This is a genomic window from Burkholderia sp. BCC1208, assembly GCF_902833095.1.
GTDB lineage: Bacteria > Pseudomonadota > Gammaproteobacteria > Burkholderiales > Burkholderiaceae > Burkholderia.
This window is the reverse complement of sequence record NZ_CADFDY010000007.1, coordinates 210493-224416: the sequence shown is the minus strand read 5'-3', so window position 1 is coordinate 224416 and position 13924 is coordinate 210493. Positions and strand designations below refer to the sequence as shown.

At 66.0% G+C, this 13924-nt stretch carries 12 protein-coding genes; 4 read left to right on the top strand and 8 right to left on the bottom strand.

What is annotated here, in order from left to right; all coding sequences use genetic code 11:
• Positions 1-6: 6 nt before the first annotated feature.
• The 3 genes from HWX09_RS18290 to HWX09_RS18280 form a co-directional block, all read right to left on the bottom strand.
• Entirely contained in the window at positions 7-1608 is a 1602-nt protein-coding gene (locus HWX09_RS18290; protein WP_027780873.1) for an ABC transporter substrate-binding protein, read from the bottom strand.
• 61 nt (positions 1609-1669) lie between these two features.
• Positions 1670-2233, bottom strand: a complete 564-nt coding sequence (gene ddpX, locus HWX09_RS18285) for a D-alanyl-D-alanine dipeptidase (protein ID WP_027780872.1) — start codon at positions 2231-2233, stop codon at positions 1670-1672.
• Positions 2234-2260: 27 nt separating this feature from the next.
• Positions 2261-3145 (bottom strand): MurR/RpiR family transcriptional regulator, encoded by an 885-nt coding sequence (locus HWX09_RS18280; RefSeq protein ID WP_027780871.1) that lies wholly within the window; start codon positions 3143-3145, stop codon positions 2261-2263.
• A gap of 257 nt (positions 3146-3402) precedes the next feature.
• Here HWX09_RS18280 and HWX09_RS18275 point away from each other — a divergent pair, with 257 nt between their 5' ends.
• The 4 genes from HWX09_RS18275 to HWX09_RS18260 all read left to right on the top strand — a co-directional run bounded on the left by HWX09_RS18275 (position 3403) and on the right by HWX09_RS18260 (position 8070).
• Positions 3403-3651 carry a helix-turn-helix domain-containing protein gene (locus HWX09_RS18275; RefSeq protein WP_027780870.1) on the top strand — a complete coding sequence of 83 codons (249 nt, stop codon included), beginning with the start codon at positions 3403-3405 and terminating at the stop codon, positions 3649-3651.
• Positions 3652-3654: 3 nt separating this feature from the next.
• Positions 3655-4989 (top strand): type II toxin-antitoxin system HipA family toxin, encoded by a 1335-nt coding sequence (locus HWX09_RS18270; RefSeq protein WP_027780869.1) that lies wholly within the window; start codon positions 3655-3657, stop codon positions 4987-4989.
• 423 nt (positions 4990-5412) lie between these two features.
• Positions 5413-6669 carry an oxalate decarboxylase family bicupin gene (locus HWX09_RS18265; RefSeq protein WP_027780868.1) on the top strand — a complete coding sequence of 419 codons (1257 nt, stop codon included), beginning with the start codon at positions 5413-5415 and terminating at the stop codon, positions 6667-6669.
• A gap of 93 nt (positions 6670-6762) precedes the next feature.
• Positions 6763-8070, top strand: coding sequence for an Nramp family divalent metal transporter (locus tag HWX09_RS18260; protein ID WP_027780867.1), 1308 nt, complete (start codon positions 6763-6765; stop codon positions 8068-8070).
• A gap of 54 nt (positions 8071-8124) precedes the next feature.
• Here HWX09_RS18260 and HWX09_RS18255 read toward each other — a convergent pair whose 3' ends face one another.
• The 5 genes from HWX09_RS18255 to HWX09_RS18235 form a co-directional block, all read right to left on the bottom strand.
• Positions 8125-9714, bottom strand: a complete 1590-nt coding sequence (locus HWX09_RS18255; protein ID WP_027780866.1) for an ABC transporter substrate-binding protein — start codon at positions 9712-9714, stop codon at positions 8125-8127.
• A 127-nt stretch (positions 9715-9841) separates the two neighbouring features.
• Entirely contained in the window at positions 9842-10174 is a 333-nt protein-coding gene (locus HWX09_RS18250) for a sugar ABC transporter ATPase (protein ID WP_027780865.1), read from the bottom strand.
• Positions 10175-10428: 254 nt separating this feature from the next.
• The gene (locus HWX09_RS18245) at positions 10429-10758 is read right to left on the bottom strand and encodes a hypothetical protein (RefSeq protein WP_027780864.1); all 330 of its coding nucleotides are present in this window, start codon (positions 10756-10758) and stop codon (positions 10429-10431) included.
• 151 nt (positions 10759-10909) lie between these two features.
• Positions 10910-12469, bottom strand: coding sequence for a DHA2 family efflux MFS transporter permease subunit (locus HWX09_RS18240; protein ID WP_027780863.1), 1560 nt, complete (start codon positions 12467-12469; stop codon positions 10910-10912).
• Between the two features lie 416 nt (positions 12470-12885).
• The gene (locus tag HWX09_RS18235) at positions 12886-13788 is read right to left on the bottom strand and encodes a LysR family transcriptional regulator (RefSeq protein WP_027780862.1); all 903 of its coding nucleotides are present in this window, start codon (positions 13786-13788) and stop codon (positions 12886-12888) included.
• Between the last annotated feature and the right edge of the window lie 136 nt (positions 13789-13924).

Here is a 13924-nt window from a genome sequence, read left to right as displayed (position 1 = left end):
CGAGGCTTATTGCTTCTTCAGGTTGCGGTACGACACCAGATCGTTGATCGGCCCGACCTCGAGCCCGCTGACCCCGGGCCGCGTCGCGACCTGCGCGACTTTCTCGAACATGATCACGAACGGCGAGCGCGCGAGCACTTCCTTCTGCATCGCCTGATACAGCTGCGCGCGTTTCGCGGCGGTCGGCTCGGCGAGCGCGGTGTCGGTTTGCTTCGTGAGCTGCGGGATGTCCCAGCTGTTGCGCCAGGCCAGCATTTTATAGCTCGACTTGTCGGAATTGTCCGGATTCCACGCAAAACCCTGCGCGTTGCTGTGCGGATCGATGTAGTCGGCCGACCATTCGCCGATGTAGATGTCGTGCTGGCGCGCGCGGTATTTCGCGAGCGTCTGCTTGTTGTCGCCGGGGATCAGCTGCACCTTGATGCCCGCCTGCGCGAAGTTCGCCTGCACGGCCTGCGCGATCTCCGTGTACGGATAGTCGTTGCGCACGTCCATCGTCACGGAGAAGCCGTTGGGCACGCCGGCCTTCGCGAGCAGCGCCTTCGCCTTCGCGACGTCGAGCTTGTACGGGTTCGCGTTCAGCGTGCCGAGGAAACCTTCGGGCAGGAAGGTCTGATGCACCTTGTAGGTCGTCTTCACGACGTTGCTCTGGATGCCCGCATAGTCGACGAGCCATTTCAGCGCTTCCTGCACGTCGGGTTTCGCGAGCGTCGGGTTCTTCGTGTTCAGGCCGAGATACAGCAGCGTCGCCTGCGGCGATGCCGCCACCTTCGCCTTGCCGGACTTCACGACCGACGCCAGATCGTCGGGGCTCAGGTCGCGCGCCGCGTCGACGTCGCCGTTTTCCAGCAGCAGGCGCTGGCTCGCGGCTTCGGGCACGTGACGCAGCACGATGCGCTTCATCGCGAGCGGCAGCCGGTAGCCGTCGAAGCGTTGCAGCACGAGGCTGTCGCCGGCCGTCCACTTGACCAGCTTGTAGGCGCCGGAGCCGGCTTCGTTGGTCTTCAGCCACCCGTTGCCGAAGTCGCTGCCCTGCTGGTGCGACAGCAGCAGCTTCTTGTCGAGCACCGATGCGGGCCACGAGCCGAGCACGTTCAACACGAAGGTCGGCGCGTACTTGCGGTCGGTCGTGATCGAGACCGTCGCGTCGTCGAGCTTCTTCACGTTCGCGGCGACGTTCGCCTTCGTGAGGCCGATGCCGGTCAGCACGGCGGCCGGCCCCTTGTCGAGCAGCACCGCGCGCTGGATCGACCACGCGACGTCGTCGGCCGTCAGCGGGTTGCCCGAGTGGAACTTGAGGCCGGTGCGCAGCTTGAACGTATAGGTCAGCCCGTCGGCGCTCACCGTCCACGACTGCGCGACGTCGCCGTTGAATTTCGACGGATCGCGCAGGTCGACGCGCACGAGCCGGTCGTACGTGTTCGCGACGTATTCCTCCGGCACCAGCTCGTAGATCTCGCCTGGATCGAGCGTCGTGAATTCGTCGAGCAGCGTGGCCATCACGAACAGGTCCTTCGGCGTTTCCGCATGGGCGGCGGACAGCGGAACGGCGGCGAGAACGGACGCGGCGGCCAGCGCCGCGACGAGCCGGGATGTCGGGAATTTCATGTGCGCTCCATCGGTCGTTGAAGTCGGTGAACGTGAACGGAAAAGAGGGCGTGCATCGTCGTTACATCAGGCGCCACGGGCCGCTCGCCGCGTTGTCGATCTGCGGCAACGCGCGAGAGCCGGGCAGTTCGTAGTGCCACCATTCGCTGTCGATGTGCGCGAAGCCGGCTGCGTGCATCACGCCGAGCAGCAGCAGGCGGTTGCGTTGCACTTGCTCGGGCAGCCCCGCGTGAAAGTGGCCCGATGCGGCGACCATCTCGTCGAAGCCGGTACCCATGTCGAGCGGCTCGCCGTTCGTGCCGACGAGCGTCAGGTCGAGCGCGGTGCCGCGGCTGTGATTCGAGCCGCGGCCGAGATCGGCGACGAAGTTCGGATCGGGCAGGAAATCCCATAGCACCTGCTGCGCTTGCGGCGGCCGGTAGGCGTCGTAGATGCGCAGCGTGAAGCCGGCCTGCGCGGCGATGTCGACCGCGCGGCGCAATGCGGCTTCGGCCGGCGCCAGCAACAGGCAGTGCGCACGGCGGTAGATCGGCTTGCCGGTCAGGTTGCGCTCGGTCGCATAGACCAGATCGATGTCGACGCGATGCGTGGCGGGCGTGATTTCGACGAGGCGGTGATCGTTCATCGGCGGTTCAGGTGGGTTCAGGCTCGCTCAGGATTCGAATTGGTCGAACGTGTGCTGCAGTTCGCGGTTGCGCGCGACGCGCCGGTCGATCGCGGGGCCGAGGCGATCGACCACGGCCGTGATCAGCAGGTTGAACAGGCAGGTGAGCGGCGCGAGCGAATCCCAGAACTGGCCGACGTCGGTCTTCACCTGCAGCAGGTCGGCCGGCCATTCGCGCGCCCACGGGCACGACAGATCGGTGACCAGCGCGAACGGCTGGCCGCGCTCGGCGGCCGCCTGGCAATAGCGGCGCGCGCTGCGCGAATACGCGCGCGTATCGGTGACGACGCAGTACGGCCGTTCGAATTCGGAGTTCAGCGAATCGACGTACGAGCCCGACTGGCCGTCGGAGTAGAACACGCGCGGGCGCAGGTATTCGAGGTAGCTGCTGAATGCGTTGCTGATGCCGCGCGTCGACTGGATGCCGAGGATGAACACCGCGTCGGCATGCGCGATCCGGTCGGCGACTTGCGCGAACACCGGGCCTTCGGCCAGGCGGTACACGTGGCGGATCGCGTCGAGTTCGCGTTCGAGCGACGACGCGAGGGCGCCGTCGCCGCCGTTGCCGCGGTTGCGATCGGCCGGTTGCGTGCCGGTGACACGGCGGTATTCGTCGAGCCGGTCGGTGATCATCCACGGGCGATCGCCGCCGCCGCGCAGTTCGCGCTTCAGGTCGTCGAGATTGCGATAGCCGACGCTGCGCAGGAAGCGGCCGACCGAGATGCCGCTCGTGCCGGCCTGTTGCGCGATCTGGTCGGCCGTCTCGAGCCCGAGCCGGTCGAGGTTCGCGAGCATGTAGCTCGCGATACGCTTGGCGGTCGGCGTCAATTCGGCATAGCGGGATTCGACGGTACGGGCGAACGCGCAGGTCATCGGTTGTTAGATCGTTGTCGTCGGTTGATCGAATGTCATCCATCTAACAAAGCCAAAATCATTCGCGCCAGCGGATAAAAACTATGGCGTGAGGGCGGGCGATAGGGTCGAAAACCCTCTCGAGAAGCTGGGGCCGGCATACAAGGGTTCGCTTTTTATGTCTGTCAGGCATATTTTACGTTTATGCATATGAGAAATAATTTGCGTTTATGCCTATCAGGAATATACTGGGTTTATTGCCTACAGGAATACGCGCCGTGAATTTCATCGTCAATACGCCCGCGCAACTGGGCGAAATCCTGTCTTCGGCGCGTCAGGCCAAGGGCCTGACGCAATCCGAAGCGGCAGTGCGAATCGGCGTGGGCCAGTCGCGGCTGTCGCTGCTCGAAACCACGCGTACCGAAAGCCTGTCGCTCAGGCAGTTGCTCGAGCTGACCGCGCTGTACGGTCTCGAACTCAGCATCCGCACCAAGGGCGAGCCCGACGCAGCCGCCGCCGAGTGGTAAGCGATGGGACGCAAATCGCATACTCGCGCGCTGTCGATCTGGACGAACGGCCAGAGGGTCGGCACATGGCGGATTCCCGTGCGCGGCGACATGGAACTGCTGTACGACGCCGGCTGGAAGCAGTCGGCCGTCGGCCGCCCGCTGTCGTTGTCGCTGCCGTTCGGTGTCGGCGACGCTCCGTTGCGCGGCGAACGCGTCAATCATTACTTCGACAACCTGCTTCCGGACAGCGACGCCATTCGGCGCCGATTGGCCGCCAGGTTCGGCACGGCGACGACCGAGCCGTTCGATCTGCTTGCCGCGCTCGGTCGCGATTGCGTCGGGGCGGTGCAATTGCTCGGCGAAGACGATGCGCCAACCGGCCTGGATCGCATCGACGGTACGCCGCTGTCGGACGAGGACGTCGCACGCGTGCTCGATCAGGCGAGCGGTGTGGCGACGGGGGCCGAGGACGACGACGATTTCCGGCTGTCGCTGGCCGGTGCGCAGGAAAAGACCGCGCTGCTGTTTCACGACGGGCGCTGGATGCGCCCGCACGGTGCCACGCCCACGACGCATATTCTCAAGTTGCCGCTCGGGCTGGTCGGCAACAAGCGGGCCGACCTCACGGCCTCCGTCGAGAACGAGTGGCTGTGTCTCGCGATCCTGCGAGCGTTCGGGCTGCCGGCGGCGGGTGCGGAAATCGTGCGTTTCGGCGCGCACAAGGTGCTGTCGGTCGAACGGTTCGATCGGGTGTTGCATCGTGACGGCGGGTGGCTGTTGCGCTTGCCGCAGGAAGATTTCTGCCAGGCGCTCGGCGTGCCGCCTCACCTGAAGTACGAGTCGCAGGGCGGCCCCGGCGTGCCCGATCTGGCCGGCCTGCTGCGCCGTTCGGAGACGGCGCGGGAGGATCTCGACACACTGTTCGCCGCCCTGATCGTGTTCTGGATGCTCGCCGCACCGGACGGGCATGCGAAGAACTTCAGCCTGCGCCTGCTGCAGGGCGGCCGTTTCCGCCTCACGCCGCTCTATGACGTGATGTCGATCTGGCCGGTCGAAGGCGATGGCGCGAACCAGTGGTCGTGGCACAAGGCGAAGCTCGCGATGGCCGTGCACGGCAAGCGCAAGCACTATGCGATGCGCGATATCACGCGACGGCACTTTAGCGCGATGGCCGAATATTGCCTGCTCGGCGATATCGCGACACCGATCGTCGAACGGCTCATCGCCACGACGCCGCACGTGATCGAGTCGGTCGGCGCCGCGCTGCCGCCCGGTTTTCCGGCAAGGGTCGCGGAGCGCATTCTGGGCGGATTGCGGTTCGCCGCGCAGCGGCTCGCCGACATGCCGCGGGAGTAAGCCGCGGCCCGGCGCGGCCCGGTCAGCCGGTGTTCGACGTATCGGCGTTCGCCTGTTTTCCGTTTTTCACGATCGGTTAGCCGAATCGACTGCATCGCATTGCATCGGTGATTGCACGTTGCGCGCGTCAATCGTCTCCTGTCGCCATGCGTGACATTCCGACCTGACGCGGTCGTATTTCCTCATTTACCGTACCTGACCGATTCGCCGACATCCGTCGCCGTCCGGCATCCCTCCGCGCCGAAATAATTACAAAATTAAAGCCGATCAGATTAAATCATTAATTCAGACTAATAATTCATTTAAGTTTTTCGGCGATTTGGATTTAACTTGCGTCACGGGATGTTTGATTTTCGATAATCCGAAAAACAGCAAGTGTTCCGTAATGGAAATTCTCTCTATTGCAGGAATGAAGAGGAAATCATGACGAATCTTTCTCGACGCAAGATGCTGGCGGGTACGGCCGGCGCCATTGCCGCCGCGGGCATCGCGGTATCGGCCAAGGCCGCCTCGTTCGGCAATCCGGACAGCCCGCCGGAAGGCGCGGTGAATGCGCGCAACCGCCAGAGCCTGACCGACCCGGGGCCTAAAAATCCGGCCATCGCCAATCAATTCCCGTCTTTTCAGAATCCGCCGGCCACCGATATCAACGGAATGCCGTTATTCTGGGCGTCTTTCAATAATGCCCATAAACGCATTCAGAATGGCGGGTGGGCGCGCGAAGTGACGCAGGACGATTTCGCGATTTCCGAAACCATTTCCGGCGTCAACATGCGGCTGACGCGCGGCGGCATTCGCGAGATGCACTGGCACCAGCAGGCCGAGTGGGCCATCATGCTCGACGGCCGCTGCCGGATCACGGTGCTCGACGAGCTCGGCCGGCCGTCCGTGCAGGACGTCAAAACCGGCGATCTCTGGTATTTCCCACCCGGCCTGCCGCATTCGCTGCAGGGCCTCGGCCGCGACGGCGCCGAATTCCTGCTCGCGTTCGATAACGGCCGCGCATCGGAATTCAACACGCTGTTGCTGACCGACTGGATCGCGCATACGCCGCCCGACGTGCTCGCGCTCAACTTCGGCGTGCCGGCCGACGCGTTCAGGAACGTGCCCCTCGACAACCTGTGGATCTTCCAGGGCGACGAACCCGGCCCGCTCGCGGACGCGCAGCGCGCGTCGGCCGCGTCGGCCGGTGCGCCGCCGCATCCGTTCGTTTTTTCGCTCGGCGACATGAAACCGGTCAGGAAGACGCGCGGCGGCGAGGTGCGGATCGCGGACAGCACCAACTTCAACGTGTCGACGACGGTCGCGGCGGCGCTCGTCACCGTGCATCCGGGCGGCATGCGCGAACTGCACTGGCATCCGAACGCCGACGAATGGCAGTACTACCTGCAAGGCGAGGCGCGGATGACGGTGTTCGACACGGGGCCGAAGGCGCAGACGGCCGACTTCCGCGCGGGCGACGTCGGCTATGTGAAGAAGAGCCTCGGTCACTACGTGCAGAACACCGGCCAGACCGACCTCGTGTTCCTCGAAATCTTCAAGACCGACCGCTATGCGGAGGTGTCGTTGTCCGACTGGCTCGCGCATACGCCGCCGAAGCTCGTCGAAGCGCACCTGAACGTCGCGCCGGACGTGATCGCGCAGTTTCCGCGCAATCGTCCCGACGTCGTGCCGCTGTAACGCCGCCATCGTCCTGCCATGGCCGGCACGCGGCAGGCCGGCCGCGGCATGTGCGCCCGAATCAGCCTTCCTCATTCGAACGGAAACCCCACCATGCTTCCCGTCCCGAGCAAACCTGCCGGCGGCTTCGCGCTGCCGGGCCCGTCCGCCGAGCCAGCCGATGGCGCGGCGCGCGCCGCGCTGGAAGGGCGTCGCACCGGCGTCGCCGCGCTGCTGCCGTTCGTCGGCCCGGCCGTGATCGCGTCGATCGGCTACATGGACCCCGGCAACTTCGCGACCAACATCCAGGCCGGCGCCGCGTACGGCTACCGGCTACTGTGGGTCGTGCTGGCCGCGAACGCGATCGCGATGCTGTTCCAGGCGATGTCGGCGAAACTCGGCATCGTGACCGGCCGCAATCTCGCCGAGCTGTGCCGCGACCGTTTCCCCGTGCCGGTCGTGTGGGGCATGTGGATCGCGTCGGAGATCGCCGCGATGGCGACCGATCTCGCCGAATTCCTCGGCGGCGCGCTCGCGTTCGGGCTGTTGTGCCACCTGTCGCTGTTCGCGGGGATGATCGCGACCGCGTTCGCGACCTGCGCGATCCTCGCCCTCGAAAAGCGCGGCTTCCGGCCGCTGGAAGCGGCGATCGCGGCGCTGGTCGGCGTGATCGGCGCGTGCTATCTCGGCGAGCTGCTGATCGCGCCGCAGGACTGGCGTGCGGCCGCGTTCCATCTGGTGGTCCCGCAGATTCCCGATCATGCGGCGCTGACGATTGCAGTCGGGATCATCGGCGCGACGATCATGCCGCACACGCTGTATCTGCATTCGGGCCTCACGCAGGATCGCGCCGCGCCGCGCGACGACGCGCAGCGGCGGCGGCTCGTGCGCTTCTCGAACCGCGAGGTCGTGGTCGCGCTCGGGCTCGCCGGCTTCGTGAATCTCGCGATGGTGATGATGGCGTCGTCGGCGTTCCACGTGGCCGCGCCGGGCATGACCGACATCGGCGACGCCTATCACACGCTGATCCCCGTGCTCGGGCCGGCGGCCGGCGCGCTGTTTCTCGTCGCGCTGCTGACCTCGGGCGTGTCGAGCTCCGTGGTCGGCACGATGGCCGGGCAGGTCGTGATGCAGGGCTTCATCCACCGCCGCATGTCGATCTGGGTGCGGCGGGCGGTGACGATCGCGCCCGCGTTCGTGGTGGTCGCGCTCGGCTGCGACGTCACGCGGACGATGGTGGCGAGCCAGGTCGTGCTGAGCTTCGTGCTGCCGATGCCGATGATCGCGCTGGTCATGCTGTCGGCGCGCACGGATGTGATGGGCGCTTACGCCATGCGGATGCCGCTCACGATCGTCGCCGGCGCGGCGACGATCGTGATCGTCGGGCTGAATGCGTACCTGGTATGGGCGGCGCTCAATTGAACGGGTGCGGGCCGGCCCTTGCTGCTGCATGTCCGGCGCTTCGCGCAGCCGCGATTATTTCGCGAGCGTCCGGTACGACACGAGGTCGTTGATCGGACCGATTTCCGGTCCGGTCGCGCCGGGGCGCGTGGCGACCTGCACGACTTTCTCGAACATGATGATGAACGGCGAGTTCGCGAGCACGGCCTTCTGCAGCGCTTCGTAACGCTGCGCGCGCTTCGCGGGCGACGGCTCGACGAGCGCGGCCTCGGTGTCCTTCGTCAGTTGCGGAATGTTCCAGCTGTTGCGCCACGCGAGCATCTTGGTCGGCGACTGGTCCGAGTTGTCCGGATTCCACGCGAAACCGCGCGCGTTGCTGTTCGGGTCCATGTAGTCGGGCGACCATTCGCCGACGAAGATGTCGTGCTGGCGCGCGCGGTACTTGCCGATCGCCTGCTTCGCATCGCCGGGGATCAGCTTCACGCGGATGCCGCCCTGCGCGAGGTTCGCCTGCAGCGCCTGGGCGATCTCGAGGTACGGATAGTCGTTCGGCATGTCCATCGTCACGTCGAAACCGTTCGGCAGGCCGGCCTTCGCGAGCAGCGCCTTCGCCTTCGCGACGTCGAGCTTGTACGGGTTCGTGTTCAGCGTGCCGAGGAAGCCTTCGGGCAGGAAGGTCTGATGCACCTTGTAGGTCGTGCTGACGATGTTGCGCTGGATGCCGTCGTAATCGACGAGCCATTTCATCGCCTGCTGCACCTCGGGCTTCGCGAGGTTCGGGTTCTTCGTGTTCAGGCTCAGGTACAGGAGCGCCGACACCGGCCACGACGCGACCTTGATCTTGCCGGCCTTCGACAGCGCGGCGAGGCTGTCGGGGCTCAGGTTGCGCGCGGCGTCGGCGTCGCCGTTCTCCAGCAGCAGCCGTTGCGCGGACGCTTCGGGCACGTGGCGCAGCACGACGCGCTTCATCGGGTACGGCGTGCGGTATTTGTCGAAGCGCTGCAGCACGATGGTTTCGTTCGGCGTCCACTTGACGAGCTGGTACGGGCCCGAGCCCGCGTCGTTGGTGCGCAGCCAGCCGCTGCCGAAATCGTTGCCTTGCTGGTGCGACAGCAGCAGCTTCTTGTCGAAGACCGAGGCCGGGCATGCGCTCAGCACGTTGAGCACGAAGCTCGGCGCGTACTTGCGGTCGGTTTCGAGCACGACGGTTTGCGGATCGATCACGCGCACCTTCTGCGTCACGTTCGCCTTCGTCAGGCCGAGATCGGCGAGCACGCCGGCCGGCCCCTTGTCGAGCAGGATGGTGCGCTGCAGCGACCACGCGACGTCGTCGGCGGTGACCGGGTTGCCGGAATGGAAGGTGAGGCCCGGGCGGAGCTTGAACGTGTAGGTCACGCCGTCGGCGCCGACCGTCCACGATTGCGCGATCTGTCCGTCGAAGCGCGTCGGATCCTTCAGATCGACGCGCACCAGCCGTTCGTAGGTGTTCGCGACGTATTCGGACGGCACCAGCTCGTAGATCCCGCTCGGGTCGAGGGTCGTGAATTCGCCGAGTTGCGTGGCGACGACGAAGATGCCGGGCGGCGTGGCAGCCTGCGCCGGCAGCGCCGGAACAAGCGCGGCGAGCGCGGCGCTGACGAACAGCCGGGACAGCAGGTGCTTCATGCGGGCTCCACTGAAAAGGAATCGTGGTGCGATTCTCTCATCGACGGGTACCCGGATGAAAATATTCGGCAGGCGCGCCGGTTGGCGCGTGGCGACGGGCCGGGCGGACGCCCGGCGCGGGAGGGTGTCAGATCGCGCAGCGCGCGACCGCGAAGCGCATCGCTTCCTCGGCCGGCTCGTTGCCCGAGCCGCGCACGACCTTGATCACCGAGCCGTTGCCCGACGGCGTCAGCGTGACGAAGTACGAATTCGAGCCGACGGCGATGTCGGTCACGCCGTTGTGCTGCGATTGTTCGGTGCCCGACAGGCGGCTGTCGAGGCAGTTCGCGATCGCGTAGGCCGGACGTTGCGACGACACGTAGATCATCGGTGCCGTGCCCGAGCCGGCCGAGTCGGACGACGGAGCGGAACCGCAGGCGGCGAGCAGGGCGGCGGGAAGGAGCAGCAGGAATCGTTTCATGGTCGGTCGTCGGGTGTCTCGTATCGAGGCTGGGGCGCGGGGTGGCGAAACGCGAAGCTTCGCGACGAAACCGCCGGGAATCGGGCCGTTTTTGACGGACGACGATGCAACGGGCGGCTGACGACGGAGTATACCCGCAGCATTCGACGCCGTTGGCGCGTTGAAACGATTCGATACAACAAGCACCCGCTGCCGCATCGCGGCAGCGGGCGTTTCAGCTAGTGGCGAATGGGCGCTTGCCGGTGTTGTCGGTGTTATTGGCCGATCTTGTTGCTGACCGCATTTTCCTGCTGGTTCAGCACGTGCTTTTCGCTCTTCGTGATGTGGCTGTGATCCTGCGCAGCCATGTCCCGCTCTTCCTGGCGGATCTTGCGGTCGTCACGATGCAGGCGTGCGGCCTGCGCGTGCGACATCTCGCCTTCCTTCACTTCGTGATGGATGCGGCGATTCTGGTTGGCGAGACGCTGGTTGACCTCTTCGCGGCGCGGATGCGCGTTCTGCCACGGCGTGTCGGCGAACGCGGTGCCGGTCAGCACCGACATCAGGGCGGCGGCAATCGCGATGTGGCGGGTAAGGGCTCGCATGGTGATTTCTCCTGTCGTTGCGCGTCCGGATCGTGGGCGCTTGAGGAAAAAACGCGATACGGGCACCGTCTGTTGACGTTTCCGCCTGTATCGATTGCAAGTCTTTATTACGCCTGCCGCGGCACGGGGCGCGCGCTGCAGCGGGTCCGGATCAATGCGCGCCGGCCGCCGCCGCATCGGCATCGCCGCCGCCCGAGCGCGACGGTTTCGTGATCCAGATGAGCGGGATAATCGCGATGAAGATGATCGCCGACACGTAGAAGATGTCGTTCAAGCCCATCACGGCCGCCTGCGAATCGACCGACGCATTGAAGAACGCGAGCGCCGAATCGGGGCTCAGGTGCAGCAGCGAACGGCTCGTGTCGAGCTGCTGCGTAAAGACCGGATTGGTGACGCTCGCCTGTTCGGTGAGCCGCACGTGGTGCAGGATCGTGCGGTCGTTCCACGCATTGCCGATCAGCGACGTCCCCACCGCGCCGCAGAACGTGCGGCCGAAATTCGACAGGCCGGCCGCGGCCGGAATCTTTTCCGGCGGCAAGCCCGACAGGATGATCGCCGTCAGCGGCACGAAGAACATCGCCATCGGAATGCCTTGCAGCAGCGTCGGCAGTACGAGATCCCAGCGCGACACGTCGGTGTAGAACGTCGTACGCATCATGAACACGACCGCGAAGCCGACGAATGCGAGCGTCGCGAGATAGCGCGGATCGGTGCGCGGCAGCAAGCGGCCCATGATCGGCGTGAGCAGGATCGCGAACAGTCCGAGCGGTGCGGTGGCGAGCCCCGAATCGACCGCGCGGTAGCCGAGATAGCCCTGCATCCATTGCGGCAGCAGCACGAGCGTGCCGAAGAACATCCCGTACGCGACGGAGATCGCGATCGTGCCGCCCGCGAAGTTGCGCTGCGTGAAGAGCCGCAGGTCGACGATCGGGTTGGCTTCGTGCAGCTCCCACACGAGAAAGAACGCGAAACCGATCAGCGCGACGATGCCCAGTGCGACGACCACGGGCGAGTTGAACCAGTCGAGATCCTTGCCCTTGTCGAGCATGATCTGCAGCGACGCGACCCACAGCACGAGCAGAAGCAGGCCGACCGTATCGATCGGCAGGCGGCGCGTGGCCGATTCGCGATCGCGGAACACGAACCACGTGACGGCCGCCGCGAAGAAGCCGACCGGAATGTTGATGTAGAAGATCCACGACCAGTTGTAGTCGTACGTGATCCAGCCGCCGAGCGACGGCCCGGCGATCGGCCCGACGAGCGCCGTCATCGACCACAGCGCGAGCGCCGTCGACGACTTCTGCCGCGGCCACGCGCCGAGCAGCAGCGCCTGCGACAGCGGCGCGAGCGGCCCCGCGACCGCCCCCTGCAGAATCCGCGCGGCCAGCAGCGTCGGCAGGTTCGGCGCGATCCCGCACAGCCACGACGCGAACACGAACAGCAGGATCGCCGTGACGAACAGGCGTACCTGGCCGAAGCGCTGCGTGAGCCAGCCGGTCAGCGGAATCGACACCGCGTTCGCCGCCGCGAAGATCGTGATCACCCACGTGCCTTCGTCGACCGACACGCCGAGGTCGCCCGAGATCGTCGGGATCGCGACGTTCGCGATCGACGAATCGAGCACGTTCATGAACATGGCGAGCGATACCGCGATCGTGCCGATCGCGAGCTTGCCGCCCGACAGCGGCGCCTGGGGTGACGGAGATGACATGGTGTTCCTGCGTGATGAAGGGGGCGTGCGGGGCGCAAGCGCCGGCAGCCGCGCGCACGCATGCGGCGCCTGCGCGGACGAGCCGCGAAGCGGACGGACACGCACCGCGCGTGGGCGGCCCGGCAAACGAGGGGCCGCTCGCGCGCCGCGTGCGGTTCAGGCGTTCAATCGGATCGGCGAAGCCGTGACGGGCTTCGGCAAGCAGGCAGGCCGGTCAGGAGGGCGCGACGCGCGTGACGCGTCGGCGGGCAGCGTTCGCGTGGCTGCCGTAGCGTGTGTGGCGGTTTTTCATCGCCACAGGCTAACGATGCGGCGAACGCCGATCAACGCTTGCGCGCTCATTAGTTCCTTTCCTGCGCCGCAATAATGCAGCGGACGTGCATCGATTGCAGGTCGTGCGGCGGTGTTTACATTGGCTAGGGCGCGGTCCGCCACGCGGTGAAGATTTCCGTCAGGAACTCGACGAATGCGCGCACCTTGCTGTCGAGCGTCGCGCGCTTCGGGTAGAGCGCGTGCAGCTCGACGTCGTCGGTGCGATGCCAGTCGGGCAGCACGATTTCGAGTTCGTTGCTCTCGAGCCGCCGTGTGGTGAAGTGGGTCGAAATCAGCGCGATGCCGCCGCCGCTCGCGGCCTGGCGCAGCACCGTGACCGATTCGTTCGAGATCAGCACAGGCCGCACCGGCACGTCGGCGACGTCGCCGGCCGCGTTGGTGAGGCGCAGCGTCAGGCCGGGCGTGTCGCGGCCGACGAACAGGATGTCGTGATCGGCGAGATCCTGCGGCGTGTGCGGCCGGCCCGCGCGGTCGAGATAGCGCGGGCTGGCCGCGAACTTCGCGTGCGACCAGCCGAGCGAGCGCGCGACATAGCCGGAATCGGTCAGCACGCCGGTGCGCAGCGCGACGTCGAAGCCGTGTTCGACGAGGTCGAGCGCGCTGTTGTCGTAGATCAGCACGAGCTGGACCAGCGGGTAGCGCCGGCGAAACTCGGCGAGCGCCGGTTCCAGTTCGAACAGGCCGATCGCGTAAGGCACCAGCACGCGCAGCGTGCCTTCGGGTTCCGTGCGCAGCGCGCGCACCTGACGGTCCGCGTCGAGCAGAATCTCCTCGGCGCGCAGGCAACGTTCGTAGTAGTCGCGTCCGGCTTCGGTGACGGACACGCGACGCGTCGTGCGGTACAGCAACTGGACGCCGAGGTCGTCCTCGAGCTGCCTGATCTTGCGGCTCACGCGGCTGAGCGGCATGTCGATTTGCGTGGCGGCGGCAGTGAAGCTGCCGCGTTCCACCACACGCAAGAATATCCGGATGCTCTCGAGGTCCATGCGATTCGTTTCAGTGGTCGGCATGCGCGCATCTTACCGTCGCGGGCCGGATTGCCGCGGGTCGAGCCGATTATCCCGCCCGGCGCAATAACGCATCCCGCCGCTGCCCCGTAGTGGCGGTCGCCACGCGACCGTA